Annotated in this window: 18 protein-coding genes, 1 other RNA gene and 1 pseudogene; 4 read left to right on the plus strand and 16 right to left on the minus strand. The window is 44.4% G+C overall.

Features of this window, described 5'->3' with window-relative positions; all coding sequences use genetic code 11:
- Window positions 1-234: 234 nt before the first annotated feature.
- Both ACI3EZ_RS06945 and ACI3EZ_RS06950 read right to left on the minus strand, forming a co-directional pair.
- Window positions 235-621 carry a CvfD/Ygs/GSP13 family RNA-binding post-transcriptional regulator gene (locus ACI3EZ_RS06945; protein ID WP_405024880.1) on the minus strand — a complete coding sequence of 129 codons (387 nt, stop codon included), beginning with the start codon at window positions 619-621 and terminating at the stop codon, window positions 235-237.
- Between the two features lie 11 nt (window positions 622-632).
- Window positions 633-1214 carry a peptidylprolyl isomerase gene (locus ACI3EZ_RS06950; RefSeq protein WP_405025943.1) on the minus strand — a complete coding sequence of 194 codons (582 nt, stop codon included), beginning with the start codon at window positions 1212-1214 and terminating at the stop codon, window positions 633-635.
- A 136-nt stretch (window positions 1215-1350) separates the two neighbouring features.
- On the opposite strand from ACI3EZ_RS06950, the gene ACI3EZ_RS06955 reads away from it, so the two are divergent.
- Both ACI3EZ_RS06955 and ACI3EZ_RS06960 read left to right on the plus strand, forming a co-directional pair.
- Window positions 1351-2358: an NAD(P)/FAD-dependent oxidoreductase gene (locus ACI3EZ_RS06955; protein ID WP_405025944.1), complete on the plus strand. Its 1008-nt coding sequence runs from the start codon at window positions 1351-1353 to the stop codon at window positions 2356-2358.
- Window positions 2359-2432: 74 nt separating this feature from the next.
- A complete protein-coding gene (locus ACI3EZ_RS06960) occupies window positions 2433-3077 on the plus strand; it encodes a VTT domain-containing protein (RefSeq protein WP_405025969.1) in 645 nt (214 codons plus the stop codon).
- A gap of 68 nt (window positions 3078-3145) precedes the next feature.
- Here ACI3EZ_RS06960 and glmS read toward each other — a convergent pair whose 3' ends face one another.
- Window positions 3146-4969: a glutamine--fructose-6-phosphate transaminase (isomerizing) gene (glmS, locus tag ACI3EZ_RS06965; protein WP_405024883.1), complete on the minus strand. Its 1824-nt coding sequence runs from the start codon at window positions 4967-4969 to the stop codon at window positions 3146-3148.
- 207 nt (window positions 4970-5176) lie between these two features.
- On the minus strand, window positions 5177-6133 hold the full coding sequence (locus ACI3EZ_RS06970; protein ID WP_405024884.1) for an L-lactate dehydrogenase: 957 nt from the start codon (window positions 6131-6133) through the stop codon (window positions 5177-5179).
- A gap of 228 nt (window positions 6134-6361) precedes the next feature.
- Here ACI3EZ_RS06970 and ACI3EZ_RS06975 point away from each other — a divergent pair, with 228 nt between their 5' ends.
- Window positions 6362-7312 (plus strand): sugar-binding transcriptional regulator, encoded by a 951-nt coding sequence (locus tag ACI3EZ_RS06975; RefSeq protein ID WP_405024885.1) that lies wholly within the window; start codon window positions 6362-6364, stop codon window positions 7310-7312.
- Window positions 7313-7395: 83 nt separating this feature from the next.
- Here ACI3EZ_RS06975 and ACI3EZ_RS06980 read toward each other — a convergent pair whose 3' ends face one another.
- The 11 genes and pseudogenes from ACI3EZ_RS06980 to ACI3EZ_RS07030 form a co-directional block, all read right to left on the minus strand.
- Window positions 7396-8862, minus strand: a complete 1467-nt coding sequence (locus ACI3EZ_RS06980) for an ATP-binding protein (protein WP_405024886.1) — start codon at window positions 8860-8862, stop codon at window positions 7396-7398.
- Entirely contained in the window at window positions 8862-9575 is a 714-nt protein-coding gene (locus ACI3EZ_RS06985) for a winged helix-turn-helix domain-containing protein (protein ID WP_405024887.1), read from the minus strand. The genes ACI3EZ_RS06980 and ACI3EZ_RS06985 overlap by 1 nt, the downstream gene beginning before the upstream one ends.
- 392 nt (window positions 9576-9967) lie before the next feature.
- Entirely contained in the window at window positions 9968-10117 is a 150-nt protein-coding gene (locus ACI3EZ_RS06990) for a hypothetical protein (RefSeq protein WP_405024888.1), read from the minus strand.
- A 138-nt stretch (window positions 10118-10255) separates the two neighbouring features.
- Window positions 10256-10876, minus strand: coding sequence for a hypothetical protein (locus tag ACI3EZ_RS06995; protein ID WP_405025945.1), 621 nt, complete (start codon window positions 10874-10876; stop codon window positions 10256-10258).
- A 686-nt stretch (window positions 10877-11562) separates the two neighbouring features.
- Window positions 11563-13248, minus strand: coding sequence for an LPXTG cell wall anchor domain-containing protein (locus ACI3EZ_RS07000; protein WP_405025946.1), 1686 nt, complete (start codon window positions 13246-13248; stop codon window positions 11563-11565).
- 597 nt (window positions 13249-13845) lie between these two features.
- Window positions 13846-14215, minus strand: a transfer-messenger RNA (tmRNA) gene (gene ssrA, locus ACI3EZ_RS07005).
- Between the two features lie 48 nt (window positions 14216-14263).
- Complete coding sequence (locus tag ACI3EZ_RS07010; protein ID WP_405025947.1) at window positions 14264-14824, minus strand: ribonuclease H; 561 nt, start codon at window positions 14822-14824, stop codon at window positions 14264-14266.
- Between the two features lie 24 nt (window positions 14825-14848).
- A pseudogene (locus tag ACI3EZ_RS07015) lies at window positions 14849-14977 on the minus strand (viroplasmin family protein); the annotation flags it as partial.
- A gap of 63 nt (window positions 14978-15040) precedes the next feature.
- Window positions 15041-15358 carry an ArsR/SmtB family transcription factor gene (locus ACI3EZ_RS07020; RefSeq protein ID WP_405025948.1) on the minus strand — a complete coding sequence of 106 codons (318 nt, stop codon included), beginning with the start codon at window positions 15356-15358 and terminating at the stop codon, window positions 15041-15043.
- Window positions 15359-15507: 149 nt separating this feature from the next.
- Window positions 15508-16377 carry a class II fructose-1,6-bisphosphate aldolase gene (gene fba / locus ACI3EZ_RS07025; RefSeq protein ID WP_405024895.1) on the minus strand — a complete coding sequence of 290 codons (870 nt, stop codon included), beginning with the start codon at window positions 16375-16377 and terminating at the stop codon, window positions 15508-15510.
- Window positions 16378-16487: 110 nt separating this feature from the next.
- Window positions 16488-16796 (minus strand): hypothetical protein, encoded by a 309-nt coding sequence (locus ACI3EZ_RS07030; protein ID WP_405025949.1) that lies wholly within the window; start codon window positions 16794-16796, stop codon window positions 16488-16490.
- Window positions 16797-17043: 247 nt separating this feature from the next.
- Between ACI3EZ_RS07030 and ACI3EZ_RS07035 the strand changes: the two genes are divergently transcribed.
- Window positions 17044-17274 carry a hypothetical protein gene (locus ACI3EZ_RS07035; RefSeq protein WP_405024897.1) on the plus strand — a complete coding sequence of 77 codons (231 nt, stop codon included), beginning with the start codon at window positions 17044-17046 and terminating at the stop codon, window positions 17272-17274.
- Between the two features lie 57 nt (window positions 17275-17331).
- On the opposite strand, the gene glmM is transcribed toward ACI3EZ_RS07035, so the two are convergent.
- Window positions 17332-18687 carry a phosphoglucosamine mutase gene (glmM, locus tag ACI3EZ_RS07040; RefSeq protein ID WP_405024898.1) on the minus strand — a complete coding sequence of 452 codons (1356 nt, stop codon included), beginning with the start codon at window positions 18685-18687 and terminating at the stop codon, window positions 17332-17334.
- Window positions 18688-18706 lie beyond the last annotated feature (19 nt).

Consider the following 18706-nt stretch of genomic DNA (forward strand, 5'->3'; position numbering starts at 1 on the left):
AAACTCTCATTTTGAATTCGTGACTCATTATTTATTACTAGCGAAGTTTGACTTCGTTAAATTATGTTGCTCAAAAGAGCCCTACACATTTAATTCGTCGATACTGTGTTCAGTTTTCAAAGATCTATCCGAATTGCTGTTAACCAACAGCGATTATTATCTTACTAAAACAGCAAATCACTGTCAAGCACTTTTTAATCAAGAATTAAATTTAGTGCATAATCATGAACAACGCTACTTTCCCTGCTTAATATTGTCCAAAGCTTCATCAACCCATCCGGCCAATCGCTCTGCAATCGGCGTAAACCCCGTTGTCACTTTACGGGTTGTCCAGTAATGCTTTCGTTGATTATTAGTCTGGCCATGCCGTTCAAAATCAAATTGTTGTTCCAGGCAACGTACCGACAAACTAATTTTCCCGGTAAATTCGTCAATATCAATAATCATCACTTTTATTTTTTGTCCAACTTTTAAGTAATGATGAATATCATCGACATACCCGTTGTGGCACTCAGAAATATGGATCAATCCTTGCGTATCATCATCCAATGCTACAAAGGCCCCATAAGATTGAATTCCAGTTACTTTTCCTTCAAGCACCATTCCGGTTCGATAATTCATTCTGATCGCCCCTAATCCGTTACCTTGACCGTCAGAATCGTTACGTCCTGCTGGGGCCTATTCTGCACATCAGTTACACAGGCTGCAATTTGATCAACAACGTCCATTCCTGTAACCACCTGTCCAAAAACAGTATGGTGAAAATCAAGCCATGGTGCCCCTCCGTTATCATAAGCCGTAATAACCTCTTGAGGATAACCGGCAACTTCCATTTGCACATTCATTTCTGGCGAAAGATGTTGATTTTGAACGATAAAAAACTGACTACCGTTCGTATTTGGACCAGCATTTGCCATTGACAGGGCTCCCCGAAAATTAAACAGCTCCTTAGAAAACTCATCAGCAAAAGGTTTACCAAAGGCGCTTTCACCCCCAGTCCCTGTTCCCGTCGGATCACCACTTTGAATCATGAAATCAGCGATTACCCGGTGGAAAATCACGTCGTTATAATATCCTTGTCGTGCAAGCGTCACGAAATTCTCAACCGTTTTGGGCGCTTGTTTAGGAAATAATTGCACGGTAATGTCACCGTAGTTTGTGCTAATTACCGCTGTCGGCCCATTAACCCGTCCTAATTCTAGCTGCGGATACATCTAACTTCCTCCTTGCCGCACTGTTTTATTTTCGCTCTTAATAATAACAATCATCCTCCCGTTCCGCAATTTGTCTCCGCCCCGTGAAACCGCTATGATAAGGGGGAAGATTATTACTAATGGGGAGAGAAAAATCATGGAATATTACGATTTAACAATCATCGGCGGCGGACCCATCGGCCTTTTTGCGGCAACATACGCGCGAATGAAGCTTGCAAAAACACAGATTATCGAAAGCATGGGAGAACTTGGAGGACAAGTGAACGCCCTCTTCGACAGCAAACAAATGTACGATATCCCTGGCTACCCTTCAATCACTGGGAGCGAGCTCATTACTAACCTTCAAGAGCAAGCTCACCAGTTTGGCCCAGTAATCCGACTAAACGAAACCGTTACTTCTTTTGAACAGACCAACGAAGGATTTGTCATTCACACAACGACCGGAACAACATATTCCCGTGCCATCATCATCGCAACCGGCATCGGCTCCTTCGAACCCCGCCGGCTTCAGGTTGCTAACGCTATAGAACTAGAAGGTCAACACCTTCACTACTTCATCCCCGACCTCACCCGATTCCAGAATAAGGACGTTGCCGTAGCTGGTGGGGGCGATTCCGCTGTTGACTGGGCCCTTGCCCTTAACGGAATCGCCCACCAGGTTCATATTATTCACCGGCGTGACCAGTTCCGCGCGCTTGAAGGAAGCGTCGCTCAACTTCGGAAAACTTCGACTGATTTTATTACGCCATACCTAATCAGCGCCCTTCATAAAACCGATGACGACCGGATTACCGTCACCTTACAACGGGCCCGCGCAACTGAGAAACAAACCCTAACCGTTGACGACCTAATTGTTAACTATGGCTTTGTTTCTAACAATAAACAGCTTACCTCGTGGGGACTCACTCTCGCCGAAGACGGAAACATCGCAGTTAACCGTACAATGGAAACGTCCATACCCCGCGTTTACGCAATCGGCGATGTTGCTAGCTATCAAGGAAAACAAGGACTTATTGCCATTGGAATGGGCGAAGCACCAATTGCCGTTAATGCCGCCCTCCAGACAATTTATCCGGAAAAACGGCAGCCAGTTCATAGTACGCAGCTAATTAAAAATTTTCAGGCTGCTCAAAATAACCAATAATCCTTTACAAGGATCCACCGAAGATGATACCGTATGTGATAACTGACACGTAAAGGAGTAGTCTTGTGCATATTATCAGCTTTATTATTGACTTTATTTTGCATATCAATAATCACCTTGTTTCGATTGTTCACCTCTTTGGGGACTGGACCTACCTCATTTTGTTTGCGGTAATTTTCATCGAAACTGGAGCCGTGATCATACCATTCTTACCAGGTGATTCACTACTTTTTGCCGCCTGTGCGCTTGCAGCAAACCCCGAGTATCATTTAAATTTCTGGTTATTTGCGTTCCTTTTTTTGGCGGCATGTTTATCCGGCGACTCCCTTAACTTTTTCATTGGGAGTAGAGTCGGCCGCTCGGTTAGCCAAAGCCCGTTTTGGGGACGGTTCATTAAGGAGGAAAATCTACGTAAAACAGAAGCTTTCTTCGAAAAACACGGGGGAATCGCAATCTCCTTGGCCCGGTTTATGCCAATTATCCGAACAATGTCGCCGTTTGTTTCGGGGGCCAGCGGCGTTGCCTATAAAACATTCTTAAAATACAATGTAATTGGCGCCGTTAGCTGGGTAATTTTGTGTTGTTGTAGCGGATACTTTTTTGGGAATTTCCCAGTGGTTAAACAACATTTCTCCCTGATTGTCATCGGGATTATTGTTGTTTCGCTTCTTCCGGCTATTTTAACCGCCCTTAAGGCAAGATTAAAACAAAGCAATTAGTAACCAAGTTAAAAAAAGCTTTCGTGATTAATCACGAAAGCTCTTTTTAATTACTAGTACTTATATTACTACTCAACAGTAACACTCTTTGCCAGGTTCCGTGGCTTATCAACATCGTACCCCCGGTGCAGACTCGTGTAGTATGCCAAGAGTTGCGCCGGAACAACGGTAACAAGTGGCGTCAAAAGCGAGTGCACGTTTGGCACTTTCACAACATGTCCTTCTGCAAGCGACGCTAATTCCTCGCTGACAATAGTAATCACGTTCGCACCACGAGCAATTACTTCCTGAACATTGCTTCGCGCGTGGGTCGCTGTCACCTTATCCGTCATGATTGAGATAACCGGCGTCCCTTCTTCAATCAAGGAAATTGTTCCGTGCTTTAATTCACCAGAAGCAAATCCTTCTGTCTGAACGTAGGAAACTTCCTTTAACTTAAGAGCAGCTTCAAGGGCAACATCGTAGTCAATCCACCGGCCAAGATAAAAGGCATTCCGGGTCTTGCTTAGTACTTCCGTCGATAACTCTTCAATCCGCTCCTTTTCATCAACGAGCTCCTGCATTCCGTTAGCAACCTTCGTTAATTCCTGTTGAAGTGGGAAGTCCGCCGCCACCGTTTTCCCCAGTTCCATTCCTAACCGCTTTGCTAAGATTGCTTCAACCGCAATCTGGGAAGTATAAGCCTTCGTAGAAGCAACTGCAATTTCCGGCCCGGCATATAGCAACAACGTATACGTCGCTTCCCGGTCTAACGTTGAATTGGCCACGTTAGTAATCGTCAAACTCGGGTAATTCATTTCATTAACCTTAACCAGCACTTCCCGGCTGTCTGCCGTTTCCCCACTCTGCGTCAGAAAAATGAAAAACGGATGCTCTGTTAGTAACGGCATGTGGTAACTAGCCTCAGAAGCCACAAAGACCTCCGTTGGAATCCCCGTTAGCTGCTCAAAAAGCTCCCGACCAACTAACCCAGCATGGTAACTCGTCCCGGCAGCTACAATGTACAGGTGATCTGCCTGCTTCATGCGGTCGATTAGTTGCGCATCCATCTTGATGCTTCCGTCTTCATTAAAGTATTCCTGACTTAATTTCCGCATTACAGCCGGCTGCTCGTCAATTTCTTTTAACATGTAATAATCATATGGCCCCTTTTCGGATGCGCTGGCATCTTCATCCACGTGAAAATGCTTGCGATCAACTACTTGACCATCCTGATTCTCGATTGTCACCCGGGTTGGTGTGATCATCGCAATATCCCCATCATTTAATTCGGTGAAATCGTGCGTTTTTGCCAGCATTGCCATGGCATCAGAGCAAACCGCATTAAAACCATCCCCCGTAGCAATCAGCAGTGGGGACTTGTTTTTGGCTACGTATAACGTGTCCGGGTGCTGGTTATCAATCATCAGTACTGAATATGACGAATTTTCATCGATTAAGCTTAACGCTTTTTTCAGCGCGTCCTTCGGCGCCATCCCCTCGTCAGCGAACTTCCCAACGAGCTGAACAATTACCTCTGAATCCGTTTCAGAAGCAAAGTGCACCCCGCTAAGGTAGTCCCGCTTCAATTCAACGTAGTTATCAATTACCCCGTTGTGTACCAGGTAAAACCGGCCATCTGCTGCAACGTGCGGGTGTGCATTAGCAACGGTGGGATTCCCATGCGTTGCCCACCGGGTGTGCGCAATTCCCGTTGCTCCGTGAACGTCATCACCAAGTTCTTCGCGAAGCTTAGAAATCCGTCCCTTAACCTTCTTAAGGTACTCATTACCGTGCTGGTCGTTAACATAAATTCCAGCGGAATCATATCCCCGATACTCTAGCTTTTCTAGCCCATTTAATAACGTCTCAACGGCATCATCTGTGCCGGTATAACCCACAATTCCACACATATCATTATCATCCTTATCAAATTGGTATATATCAATATTAACTAGGTAATATTGAGTACAGGCAATAATATATAGCCACTTTTAGTAATTGTCAATCATATTATTAAAATTGGTATATGTCTATACCAATTTTAATGTGCGCCTAAACACACAAAAAACCGGTAGGCTTATACAAGCCTACCGGTTAATCAATTACCAATAATTAGTTTAGTTGTTCCGCACTGAGTCAAGAACTTCCTTCAGTTCAGCAGCTGACTTGTGCAGCCCAGCCTTCTCTTCATCCGTAATGTGCATCTCAACGATCCGCTCAACACCATTTTCACCAACGATTGTTGGAATTCCGGTGAAGATATCGTTCAGGCCATATTCACCGTTGAAGTATGCTGAAACTGGTAAGATTGCGTGCTCATCTTCCAGGATAGCACGAACAACCCGCGCAGTACTCAAACCAATTCCCCAGTTAGTCATCTTCTTCCGGTCAATGATGTAGTAAGCAGCGTCCCGCACATTCTTCCGAATGTCTTCAAGGTCGTCTTGCTTGATAACGCCTTCGTCACCATCAGCAATCCAGTCCATTAATGGCTTGCCACCAATCGTAGCCTGTGACCATAATGGCTGTTCTGAGTCACCGTGTTCACCAACGATGTAAGCAGAAATGTCGTGCGGGTCAACCCCGGTCTTGTTTGATAACTGCATACGTAACCGCGTAGAGTCAAGGGACGTCCCGGTACCGATAACCCGGTTCTTTGGTAATCCTGATTCTTCCCAAGCAACGTATGTCAAAACATCAACTGGGTTTGAAACGATCACGAGGTTACCATCAAAGCCAGAAGCCATAACGTCCTTAACGATCGTCCGCATAATCTTGGAGTTAACGCCCACAAGTTCAAGCCGCGTCTGACCAGGCTTCTGAGCAACACCAGCGGTAATAACTACCATCTGAGCGTCCTTGCAGTCGGAGTAGTCACCATGGTAAACCTTGCAGTTTTCCGGTGCAAACGTAACACCATCCATTAAGTCCCGTGCTTCACCATCGGCCTTGTCACCGGCAACGTCGATCAGAGCCAACTCATCAGTTAATCCCTGGTTCAGGATTGAGTATGCGCACCCCATCCCAACGCTTCCGACACCAACGAGGGCAATCTTACGCTTTGTAACAGTCATTATATAGACCTCCAAATAAAGATAATTGATTCGGTATTTATTCCAAATCAAAGATGAGACATTACATCTCAACTCACAGCTAATTATAACAAAGTTTAATTTGAACTAAAAGAAATAAGTCCTCCGGTAAACCGGCTTCCCACTGATCTCCTTTTCCAAACAAACTCTTCTCCCCAATGATTTCGTGATAAAATGAACTTAGAAACCGTTTTACTTGGAGGGATTACAATGTCATCAAGTGGGCAGCGCGAACTATTAAGCGATATTGCACGAGATTTCTATCTCGGCAAAAAATCTGTCAGCGAATTAGCCAAAAAATACGATATTAGCCGGTACTACATTTCAAAGTATCTGGATCAAGCCCTTAAAGAGCACCTGGTAACAATTACAATCCACTCAACCGCGGAACAAAATACGGAATTAGAAGAACAATTGCAAACAGCCTTCCCCGTTAACCATATCTACGTCCTTAAAAGCGGCGATAACCCTGCCCAAGCGGATAATGTTTTTTTTAGTTTTGCCGCAAAGATTGTGCAACAGGTAATCCGTACCAGTCATATTGTTGGGTTAACCTGGGGCGATACGGTCTACAAGCTAATTAACCACTTTAACTCCATAAGCCGCTCAGACTTAACCTTTACCCAGTTTATCGGTGAAAACATGCGCTATAATTCATATGCTGGTTCGATGCGGATGGTTCAAAAGGCAGCTGAAAAATACGATACAACCTACCACACCATTTCAGGCCCCCTCTATATCCTCAACGATTCCGCGCGGGCGGCCATGTTAGCTGAGCCCTCAATCGCCCCCACCGTTGACCTTGCCCGAAAAATGGATACAATCATTTGCGGCATTGGAACCATCACTGCGATTCAAGCCATTGACACGTGGAAAAATAACTTTCGGCAAATCTTTGCAGGAATTAATCCCGACAAAATCGCGGGGATTGTTTACGGTCGCCCAGTATCCCTTAATGGTCATTGGTTGCGTCCCACCGTCGACAAAGCCTTTGGAATCCCATTAGAGCAAGTGCTTGCCGTTCCTCATCGAATTGCGGTTATTCAAAATAAGTTCAAGACAAATGCGGCGGTCGGGACGCTTCGAGCAAACGCATTTACGGACGTTATTATGGACGAACGAGTTGCTGTGCGAATCCAAAAAGTTCTTCAAAAAAGCTAGTTATTCAAAAATTAAATAAACAATGCTCCTAGTCTTAGACGTTATTGTCCAAGACTAGGAGCGTTTTATTGATTACTTCCTGATTACTTCCCTGGCTTAGCTGGCAGGGTAACGGTAAACGTTGCACCTTCATTTGGCGCACTTTTGACGGTAATTGTTCCGTGGTGTAGGTGCACCAATTGACGAACGATCGACAATCCCAAGCCTGATTCACCATACTTCGTATTTTTCCGTGACGGATCCGCCTTGTAATATCGATCCCAAATCCCTTCTTGTTCTTCGGCAGACATCCCGATTCCAGTATCAGCAACTTTAATTATTACCTGATTATTATCAGTGTTGGGTTGCGCTGTAACCGTAATCGTCCCGTTCTTCGTGAACTGAATGGCGTTTTGGATAATATTGATGACAATCTGAATAAACCGGTCATGGTCCGCATATACCATTAACTTAGTAGGAACATGGAGCACCAGCACATCCCCTTGGTCCGCGGCTTTGTCCTGGAAGTTAGTCCGCAATTGACGTAACACCGGGGTTACGTCAAACTCCTTCAGATTGAGAACAATCTGACCTGTCCGAATCTTCTCGTAATCCAGGTTATTATTAACAATTCGAATTAACCGTTCCGTTTCGTTCCGCATTAGTTCCAAACTCTTCATCCGACTATCAGCAGGGATTGCATCATACATCAATCCTTCAATTAACCCATTTATTGTTGTTAACGGCGTTCGCATCTCGTGAGCTGCGTTAGAGAAGAATTGCCGTTGCATTCGGTTTTGCTTATCAATCTTCGCGGCTGAGTCCTTAAGCGACATACTCATCCGGTTAAAGCTACTAATTAATTGCCCAAGTTCATCATGCATTTTAACCGGAATAACTTGGCCGTAATCGCCCTGAGCGACTTCTTCAACAGCCCGTTTTAGCCGTAACGTTCGCTTAGTCATATAGTGGGCCAAGACGTAACTGATTATTAGCGTTAGTAAAACCGCAAGGAGAGTTGATAACCCTAAGATTGCATACGTTCCTTGGATTGTTTTTTTCATACTCGAAACCGTTGCCCCAATCGAAATCACTGCCACCATGTTGCCATTATTATCAAAGCACGGTGAAAAAATATCGGTCGTATTCTTCGAATATACGCTCCTTTTACGGCCGGCAAACAATTGCGCCGGTTCATCTAATTTTTCGCGAAGCGTCTTTCCTGCCTTTAACTTTGCCCAGTCATTCGATGAAATCCGAGCCTGATACCCATGCTCAGGATAAACAATCTTATCAGGCGCCGTAAAAATAACCACCCGCACATCCTGACTACTTAAAAGCTCTTCACTTGAGTGCAACCGATTAATGTTAATCCCCAACTGCTGTTGTCCATTCACTTTTCGGGTAACCAAAGCCTGTTTTTTGAGGCTATCAGCGTATCCTTCAAGGTGGTTCCACGTATTGGTATATACAACCCGCTTAGTAAACCCCATAAAGAACGCTCCCATGCTGACAATCAAAACCAGCATCACGATTAATGAACTTAGAAATTGCCTAAATACCAGCTTCATTACTCGTCGTCCTTCACACTAAACTTATAACCAACGCCCCAAACAGTATGAATAAGCTGTTGGTGGGCAATCGCTAATTTTCGCCGAATTTTCCGAATGTGAGAATCCACGGTTCGTTCGTCCCCAACAAATTCGTACCCCCAGACTTGCTGCAAAAGCTGCGTCCGGGTAAAAACCTGCTCAGGATTCTCCGCCATTACCTTTAATACCTCAAACTCTTTCCGCGTAAGATCCGCAATGGGCGTATCGTCCCACCGCACTTCATGAGTAACACTGTTTAACCTAAAATGTGATCCAACAACCACATCAAAGTTATCCTTAGGATTGGGTCTTTGTGAACGAGCTAGCTGTGCCCGCCGCACCATCGCTTTAATTCGTTGAATTAAGACAAGCGGAGAAAAAGGTTTGGTCACATAATCATCTGCGCCCGCTTTAAACCCCAAAACCTCGTCACTCTCACTATCCCGGGCCGTAACAATGATTATCGGAATTGTTGGGGAGACCGCCCGAATCTCACTATTTACCTGAATTCCATCCATTCCGGGCAGGTTAAGGTCAAGGATTACAATATCGTACTCATCTGAATGCTCTGTAAACATCTTAACGGCGTTAATTCCGTTGTACGCGTAATCGGCATCCCACTCCTCCTTTTGAAAAAAGAGGGACATCATTTCTGAAACTGAACGATTATCTTCTATCATTAATATTTTCATTTCCGCTGCTCCTCTACTTCCCAGCTATTCACTAGAACTCCCGCTTTTCAATCAATTATGCGCGTGAACTCTACCTATCGCCATTATTGTAGCATAATGTCTTAAAATCGAACCTTGTCACTGGTTAAATGTGCATATCTGCGGTCAATTACGATAACCATAAAAAGACCTATCACCCTCTCTTTCGCCCAATTGAAAACAATAAACACCTATGATGCTGATATACCTAGACTTAATTCGGCAATAAATTTTATAGCACCAGTCTTAAATAGCCCCTGAAAAAAACATAAATGAACAATACATGAAAACGGTCTAGGAATACTCCTAGACCGTTTAAAATTAATTATCAACCTATAGGGAAAAGTTATTTTTTATCATTAATCAGGCTTAGATTAAATTCCAACTGCTACCGCAACCGTTAATATAATCAAGCCACCAAACACTAATACAACCCCATTACCATCACCAGTATCCGACAATTGACTATTATGCCGTGGACTTAATCTGCTAAATGTGGTACCGTCATTTTTCGATGCAGCCATACCACCAATCCTTACCAAATTACTACCATTAATTATTTCTTTTTTACTGGTAAAGGTTACAGCCCCGCTCCTTCCTGATGCCATTCCGCTAAGAATTAAAGGAACTTTCTTTCCTAAAACAGAAGAGACCCGTTGCGGTTAAACGGCGATATTACTAGAACTAGACTGCACCGGTTCCATATTTGCAAACACCAATAAAGTTAAATCTTGCAGCATCGGGGTACTCGACATTAACCCCTCATAGTAACCATTAGGCACCCTGATTGCATTATTTTGATCATACATGTGTTGTGCAGCAACAATATTATTTAATCCCGCATCATCGAGAATATGAATTATTGGCCTCCCATTAGTACTTTGAAGAGGGCCTACGTAATTACCATTATCATCGTAATAAACCTGGACGGTTTTCTGATTCGTATTTGAGTTTGAACTTGAATTTAAACTTGGACTTACACCACCAACTGAGCCAGCACCAATCGGGCCATCTCCAATTGCTTCATCAAAAACCAACGGTAGTTTACTGTTCGTAGAAAAGTAATTAAATGAATCTTTATCATAATCCAGCGCAACCGTCGCTTGGTTAGTAGGATGAGTTGCCTTAACATAGTAAACATGTCCCGGCTGCAATTCAGACGCCGGCTGCCCAGTGGCATTGTCAATTACCTGATAACCAGACGGCACTACCTGATTAACATTTACCAGCGCACCTAAGTAATGAGGATTTAACTCAAACCGCGGTGTTTCATTGTTTTGCAAATTAAGTTGCAGCTTAGTAATTTGCTGATTTGAACCTGGGCGTTGTAAATGTTTGCTTGTTTATCACTTGAAGCCCCTGGAATCAAGGTGAAATCTCCCCTGTACGTTCCATTATCTGCAAGTAACATTGCTGCAACTACGGAATTAATTTGTGCTAATGGAAGACCACGATGAGTTAATGCAGTTACCAGATCTTCTTGATCTTGATAAACAGGGTATGGCACCTGGCCGGCTGCGCTAGTCCCCGCCCCATTATCATTTGCATAGAGGGGATCAAACGTATTAGCAACATCTTGCGCGCGTTCTGCTTTTCCGTTACTTACATTGACAATACTCGCATTCCCTGCTACCTTGCTCGTGCTCTTACCGACATAAACGACCTGACTGGATTGAGTACTATTAGCAGTAACTTGTGAAGAAGATGCTCGTTGTACTCCCCCCTTGAACAGATGCCGCTGTATTTGCGGATGTCGTTAATAACATTGGTGCTAACAACCCAATTGCGCCACTAATCAAGATACTTTTATATATAATTTTCGTCCTCTTTACGGTTCTCATTTTACCATACTTTTTCCGTACTAACGCAACGCCCTTTATTTCACCCAAAACAAAACGGCCCAGGACTTTACTCCTAAACCGTCTAATATCATTTACACACATTAACAAAGAAAAGCTATTGTTATCGTTTAATTCTGCTTAAAAAAGTTCACACTACCAAGTGCTGCCCCAATGCCAAGCATTGTAAGACCAGCAACAACCAACGCAGCCGCATTGGCATTTCCTGTGTCCGGTAATCCGTGACCATGTCCGCGACCAGCACCAGACTTAACGGCTGCTTGTTGACTAGCGTTGACAGTTGATGACGTCACCGTTGAGCTAACCGCACTAGATGAGCTCGAGCTCTTAGCAGCGCTGCTGGATGAACTGCTGCTAGACGAGCTTGAGCTCTTAACGTCGCTGCTGGATGAGCTACTGCTAGATGAACTTGAACTCTTAACGTCGCTGCTGGATGAGCTACTGCTAGATGAGCTTGAGCTCTTAACTGAGCTACTAGATGAACTAGAACTTGATGAACTACTACTACTTGAAGAGCTCGAACTTGATGTTTGCTGAAGGAAAACGTAATTAATTGATAAATTAGTCGTTTTCGTCGCAAGGTTAACCATGTTTTGGTACTTATTATTAGCTTCCGTTGAGGATGCGTTTAAATCTTCAACCGAGAAGTAATGTGAATCAGCAACCTTCTCATAGTTAACGTTAAATTGCCCCTTTATCGTTGCATCACTCAATTTCTTAGCCTGTAAGTAATAAGAATGGCCGCCTTCAAGTGCCGTTACCACCTTACCGGTTTGTGCATCAATAACCTCAATATTCGGGTCAAGGTTGGCGACACTTACATCACCGTGATAACCGGTTACTTGAAACGTTTGACTTTTAAGCGTCGTCGGATCAATTGTCAGGGGATCGCTGGCTGTACTTCCTTTAGTTACAGCCACGTTGTTCGCCTGCGCCGTTGTATCGTCCAACGGATGGCTCATCGCATAATTATATAAGTCACGCCCTAATGGTGTCTTATTAGCTAAGTCAGCACTACCATCCGTAGCACCACCAATCTTCCAAATGACGGATTGAGTAACATCTTGCTCATAATCTGCTAACGTGTAATTAGGGCTTAGCTCTAATTCAGCGCCATTAAGATCTCCAGAATTTCCCGGATCCGCCTCGTAATCACCATTTTTATACTGCTGCATTAAGGTGTCATACCCCTTTTGCGCTTCTGCCTGAAAAGCCGGTGACATTTCCCACTGGTTTGTATCTTTGTTTAAATGGTATCCGCCCATCAATGCGGCCGCTACTTCATCAGCCTTTTGCTTATTAGCAGCCACCTTCATTCCATCATAGAACTGGTACCCGTTATAATTTTGACCAGGCTGATCAGGGGCTTTCATGTCCCAGTCGTAACAATAACACTTTCCAATATCATCATTCACATCAAAATGCGGATAAATTCCAGTTCCTTCTGGTAAACTTGCAACATCATTACCATACTGTGTATGCGTCGTTACCTGATACTTTCCAATGAGACCATCAGTATTAGTATTATCATCTACCGCTCGCGCAGCTCGCGTTGGAGCTGTCATTGAACTTGACGATGAAGAAGCCACCATTGAACTTGACGACGACGCTACACTTGCTACCGCGCTGAATTTGTCAGTACTGGACTGTACCCCCCCCCGGGACGAACTTACGTTCGCTGGCTGGGAAGAAGATGAGACCGTCTGCGCTTGAATTGCCCCGCTCGCCATCGTCATTGTTCCCAACAACAATAACGTTGCACTGGCAATCCGCGCAATTTTAGAAAAATGGTTCATAAAATTACTCTCCCTTGCACATAGCTTTCTTCATTAACCTTCTTAGGATACGACTAAGAACCAAGTATTGTCTCCCTTTTCCCATCGTTCTTAAACATTCTTTATAAATTACTTCACTATTTTTTCATAATTAATGTCTATACTCCCAAATATTTTGCCTTACTCATAATTCGTATTGGCCTTATATTCTAATCACTATAACTAGCACGCATTAGGGTGATTACAAATATTAACCTAAGACATATTAACCCGAAAACCATAAGTATTAACAAAGCGTAGTATGACTTAGCTTAACAGTCAAAAACGCCAAAAACGAAAGTATCAAGCAATTTATCCGTGATAACCACCAGCTAATCACTGTACTTTTGAACTGAGTGAACACGATATGGGATTTGCCAATCAATTCCATTCTGCTTTCAACCGCCTTAACCGACGAATACAAAATTCGAACTGATGGTCGAAGGATGTCTTGATGCACTTTATGCAACCAATGTGCAACAAAATTTCAAAAACATACGAAAACATATGATTCATTAAAAAACGAAATCCCGTAAAATTAACGTTTTACAGGACTTCGTGATAACATATGATTCATTCAAATGGAGATGGCGGGAGTCGAACCCGCGTCCAAGCGTATCGCCACTCAAGCGTCTACGTTCATAGTTATTCTATTTAATCTTCACTATCAGCTCCGCCGAATAACTTGGCCCCCACTAATAGCTAACCTGATAATCTCTTCTTTACCCCTCAGGTGGCGGCATAAAGCGTAAGTCCACTAATTGGTAAGACCCAACAGCGCCACGTGGACGATGCCGTGTGGATCACGCAATGGTGCGATTAGGCAGCCAGAGCGTATGAATTGTTATTATTTTTTGCAGTTATAATTTAACTGAGCGTTTTATGGTAGCCGCAACCTACCAAGCGCAGCCTAAGCTCGACCTACACCTGTCGAATCCTAAACATCCCCGTTCAACTACTTTCATTATATCATGGTTTCCCCCGCTCCAACAGCGTTTTACTTCCCCTGCATTCGGTCCATGGTTTTGTTCAACAAGCGATCCACGAAATTATTCCCCGCATTTTTAGCGTGCCCTTTCGTCCACGTTAAAGTTAACTTGGGAAATGCTGGCAACAAGTGAGCAATCCGCTGCCATAGCTCTTTGTTGGCTACCACCGTTCCACTTGCTGTTCTCCATCCCCGCCGTTGCCATCCCTGTAACCAGTGCTTGTTGATTCCGTTTAGCACATACTGTGAATCAAGAACGCCCGTAACTGGTTGCCGGTTTAATCCTTGTTTCTTAAGGTCCTCCAACGCGTTAATCATCCCTAATAGTTCCATCCGATTATTAGTGCTTCCAAATTCACCGGCACTCGCACTATTTTGGTAATCCGGCGCTGTAACCAGGTACGCCCACGCTGCTACATCCGTTGTCCGAACGTGTCCGCCCCGGTAGTTACCGTGATTCCGGGTTCCCCCGTCAGAATAAAAAACCACCCCTGTTACCGAATTTGGCGTCGTTTCCTGTTTAGGACAGTAACCGGAATGCTGCGGATGACTCGTACTTCTCCCGGTCATTTCGGCCCGAAGCCATGCTTGGGCCGCTTGAACTGACGAAAAACTCTTATACTGGGCCCCCTTATACCCCTTTACCTGCCAAGCACATTCCTCCCAGGTTCCATAAATTCCTGGAACCTTTCCACGTAAAACCGCATAAACCTTCTTTGCGATGACACTCGCCCCCTTGCATAGTCACCGCTTGATTTTACCGCGAACGCTGCTAAAAAGAAACTCCTACCTAAGATTTTCCAACTCCTGTAAATCGCTAACTAAAGTCCGAAACGAGACGTTCCACGTAAGGTAATACTCACTTTCGAGTCCCTGTTTCCGGTACGCTACCAGCTGGGCATCACGTAAAATCCGCAAATGATGTGAAACTGCCGGTTGAGTAATCGCCATCTGTTTTGTAATCGCACTAACAGTCATTCCCTGCCGGTGATGACAAAGTAACGTTAAGATGTACTGCCGTTTCTGATCGGCTAAGGCGTTTAACACTTTTCCTTCACGCCGCAAAGCGGGTAAAATCTCCTGACAATTCTTTTTATTAACCATTGTTGTTATCCCCCTCCAAATCAGCTTTCAAAACTTAATCTATCATGAAAGCGTTTTTATAACAAGGAGGGGCTGCAAATTTAGCGATTCCTAAAACTATAAAAAAGGAACCGCACTGGGCGGTTCCTTTAATGGAAAATTCAGATCAATTAGTCATTAACCGATGGCGTTCCTAACCAACCGATGATTTCCTTAACGGTATCAACGATTGCTTCAGTTCCTGGTGCCAGCAACTTCCGTGGGTCATAACCCTTACCTTCTTGGTCCTTACCGGCCTCAATGTACTTCCGTGTTGCGGCTGCAAATGCCAGCTGATTTTCGGTGTTGATGTTAACCTTCGAAATTCCCATTGAGATTGCCTTTTCAATCTGTTCCTGCGGAATTCCTGAACCACCATGAAGTACAAGTGGCGTGTCAACAGCATCAGCGATTTCCTGAAGCCGGTCGAAGTTTAACCCCTTCCAGTTTTCAGGGTACTTGCCGTGAATGTTACCAATTCCACAAGCTAAGTAATCAACCCCGGTAGCAGCCATTGTCTTAGCTTCTTCAACGCTTGCCAGTTCACCTTCACCGGTAATACCGTCTTCCGTTCCACCAATTGAGCCAACTTCAGCTTCAACGGAAATGCCCCGTTCGTGAGCAAGCCGAACGATTTCCTTTGTTTTTTCAAGGTTTTCTTCAAATGGAAGGTCGTGGCCATCAAACATAACTGATGAGTAGCCTTCCTTGATGCATTCCTTAGCAGCTTCGTAGTTCCCGTGGTCAAGGTGCATAATAACCGGAACAGTGATGTTCATTACCCGCATTTCGTTTTCCACGAGGTTCTTAACCAGCCGGTAGTCCCCCATGTATTTAGCAGCACCCATTGAAACCTGGATCAAAACAGGGGTCTTGGTTTCCTGGGCAGCCCGCAGGATTGAACGCGTCCATTCAAGGTTGTTCGTGTTGAATGCACCAACAGCATAGTGGCCTTCCCGGGCGGCGTTGTAAATTGCGTTACCATTTACAAATACTGACATTAAAACAGCCTCCTAAAAAAAGTTACTCTCTTGTGAGTACGTGTTCATTCTACCACACTTTTTCATCAGTGCTAGGCGGATTTTCCTAATTTTAGCGACCACTCACTTCACTACGCAACGTGATTTTCGTGTAAAATTTGGTCAACAACTTTTTGAATCTCCGAAGGCTTAGTCCATTCCGGAAATTCATCAAAATCTTCACCAGGCACCGTAAAATGCTCATTAACGTATTGTTCGTACTTAATAACACTCGACGATCGCGGAATATTCAGCTGAATAATTCGCACGTCTTTAATTAACCCCTTCATTACCGCCTTTTCCGCCCGTCCATTCTGTACCATATTCGCAATTTCATAGTACGATGAACCATCGTTGCGGGTAATTTGTTCAATCAAGGTTAACGTTTCATGACTCTTCATTATTAGTTCCTCCATCCAAGCTTATGGTAAACGAAAACCACTGCAACAGCAATTCGCAGTGGTTGGCATAAGAGAGAAAGAGAATTGATTAAAAGGTAATTTTCAAATACCTTACGTTTTTAGGATAACGGTTACATTAATTAATGTCAACCCTTTCATTTGCGTTTTAGCGGTTTTTTCGTATCTTTTTCTCGCCAGGTTTACTATAATGAGGATGACTTATCATAAACTTATTGGAGGAAAAACCGTGATTAATAAACGTCAAATGAAGACTAGTTTTATCTGCGGGCTATTAATTATCTTTTTCACCCTTGGGTACTCGTACGTCCGCCACGGCGACTTTTTTAACGTGGTCGCCCTTCTCTTCTCGTACAAAATGTGGTTGCAGGGTGGTCTTTTCTTACTAATGCTTCTTTTGATGTACACAGGAGCAGTATACTTAATCTTTCGCATTATTTCCTATATCGTACGGCGCTAATTTCCCATACAAATAACCCCGGGTGGTTATTCAACCATCCGGGGTTATCTTTTATCCTTAATCCTCAACGCCAACCTGGTCTTTCACAACCTCAACGATTTCCATTACGTACTGGTGAACCAGCTCTGGCGTTTTTGCTTCCGCCATAACCCGAAGAAGGTCTTCGGTCCCACTTGGTCGAACCAGAACCCGGCCTTCGCCAGCCATTTTTTCTTCAACCTTAGCAATTACATCCTTGATCGCCTGGTTTTCAAGGGCCTTCTTCTTATCTTGAACCTTAACATTAACTAACTCTTGCGGATAAGTCGTTACTTCTGCCGCTAATTCGGAAAGCTTTTTCCCCGTCTGTTTCATAATATTCAGAAGCTGCAGGGCTGTTAGCATCCCATCACCCGTCGTGTTAAAATCTAAGAACACAATATGGCCGGACTGCTCACCTCCAAGGTTGTACCCACTCTTCAGCATTTCTTCAACGACGTACCGGTCGCCCACTTGCGTCTTGACCGAGTGGAGGCCATCTGCTGCCATCGCCTTATATAATCCAAGGTTACTCATCACAGTCGTGACAATCGTATCCTTCTTTAGCCTTCCCCGGTCACTCATGTACTTTCCGCAAATATACATGATCTTATCTCCGTCAACAATCTGGCCGTCTTCATCTACCGCAATGCACCGGTCACCATCGCCATCAAAGGCCACTCCTGCCTGCGCGCCTTTTTCCACCACAAACTTACTGAGAGCTTCCGGGTGCGTTGAACCGACTCCATCGTTAATGTTTAATCCGTTTGGCGTGGTTGCCATGGTATCAAATTCCACTCCTAGGTCAGCAAAAAGACGTGATACAATGTCACTCGTTGCCCCGTTAGCCCCGTCAACGGCAATGTGAAGCCCTTCGAGGTTGTCCGGAATTGTTTGCTCTAAAAACTGAGTGTACTTTTGAACCCCTTCGCGGTAATCACTTAAAGTCCCTAGGCCCGCAGCACTTGGCCGGGGAAGGCTATCTTTTTCTTGTTCTAAGAGTGCTTCAATTTCCTCTTCTTTTTCGTCTGATAACTTATAACCATCCCCGCCAAAGAACTTAATGCCGTTATCCTGAACCGGATTATGGGATGCCGAAATTTGAATTCCCGCATCAGCCCCCTGTAACCGCACGAGGTAGGCCACCCCAGGCGTCGTCATTACGCCCAGCGAGAACACCTCGATTCCAACTGAAAGCAACCCGGCCGTGATGGCCTCAGCAAGCATCTGCCCTGAAATCCGAGTATCACGGGCAACCAATACCCGTGGTGTATGGTTGTTCTCAGCGTGCTTAGTGAGGATATATCCCCCACACCGACCAAGCTTAAAAGCCAATTCTGGTGTTAAGGTCTGGTTCGCAATTCCCCGCACACCGTCCGTTCCGAAATACTTCATTCTTTGTTCAATCCTTTCG

This window comes from Ligilactobacillus sp. LYQ60, assembly GCF_045033015.1.
Classification (GTDB): domain Bacteria; phylum Bacillota; class Bacilli; order Lactobacillales; family Lactobacillaceae; genus Ligilactobacillus.

Bases quoted from the DNA above. Each gene is read 5' to 3' on its own strand.
- ACI3EZ_RS06945 (WP_405024880.1), bottom strand. From the start codon at position 621: ATGAATTATCGAACCGGAATGGTGCTTGAAGGAAAAGTAACTGGAATT.
- ACI3EZ_RS06950 (WP_405025943.1), bottom strand. From the start codon at position 1,214: ATGTATCCGCAGCTAGAATTAGGACGGGTTAATGGGCCGACAGCGGTA.
- ACI3EZ_RS06955 (WP_405025944.1), top strand. From the start codon at position 1,351: ATGGAATATTACGATTTAACAATCATCGGCGGCGGACCCATCGGCCTT.
- glmS (WP_405024883.1), bottom strand. From the start codon at position 4,969: ATGTGTGGAATTGTGGGTTATACCGGCACAGATGATGCCGTTGAGACG.
- ACI3EZ_RS06970 (WP_405024884.1), bottom strand. From the start codon at position 6,133: ATGACTGTTACAAAGCGTAAGATTGCCCTCGTTGGTGTCGGAAGCGTT.
- ACI3EZ_RS06975 (WP_405024885.1), top strand. From the start codon at position 6,362: ATGTCATCAAGTGGGCAGCGCGAACTATTAAGCGATATTGCACGAGAT.
- ACI3EZ_RS06980 (WP_405024886.1), bottom strand. From the start codon at position 8,862: ATGAAGCTGGTATTTAGGCAATTTCTAAGTTCATTAATCGTGATGCTG.
- ACI3EZ_RS06985 (WP_405024887.1), bottom strand. From the start codon at position 9,575: ATGAAAATATTAATGATAGAAGATAATCGTTCAGTTTCAGAAATGATG.
- ACI3EZ_RS06990 (WP_405024888.1), bottom strand. From the start codon at position 10,117: ATGGCTGCATCGAAAAATGACGGTACCACATTTAGCAGATTAAGTCCA.
- ACI3EZ_RS07000 (WP_405025946.1), bottom strand. From the start codon at position 13,248: ATGAACCATTTTTCTAAAATTGCGCGGATTGCCAGTGCAACGTTATTG.
- ACI3EZ_RS07010 (WP_405025947.1), bottom strand. From the start codon at position 14,824: ATGACCGGGAGAAGTACGAGTCATCCGCAGCATTCCGGTTACTGTCCT.
- ACI3EZ_RS07020 (WP_405025948.1), bottom strand. From the start codon at position 15,358: ATGGTTAATAAAAAGAATTGTCAGGAGATTTTACCCGCTTTGCGGCGT.
- fba (WP_405024895.1), bottom strand. From the start codon at position 16,377: ATGTCAGTATTTGTAAATGGTAACGCAATTTACAACGCCGCCCGGGAA.
- ACI3EZ_RS07030 (WP_405025949.1), bottom strand. From the start codon at position 16,796: ATGAAGAGTCATGAAACGTTAACCTTGATTGAACAAATTACCCGCAAC.
- glmM (WP_405024898.1), bottom strand. From the start codon at position 18,687: ATGAAGTATTTCGGAACGGACGGTGTGCGGGGAATTGCGAACCAGACC.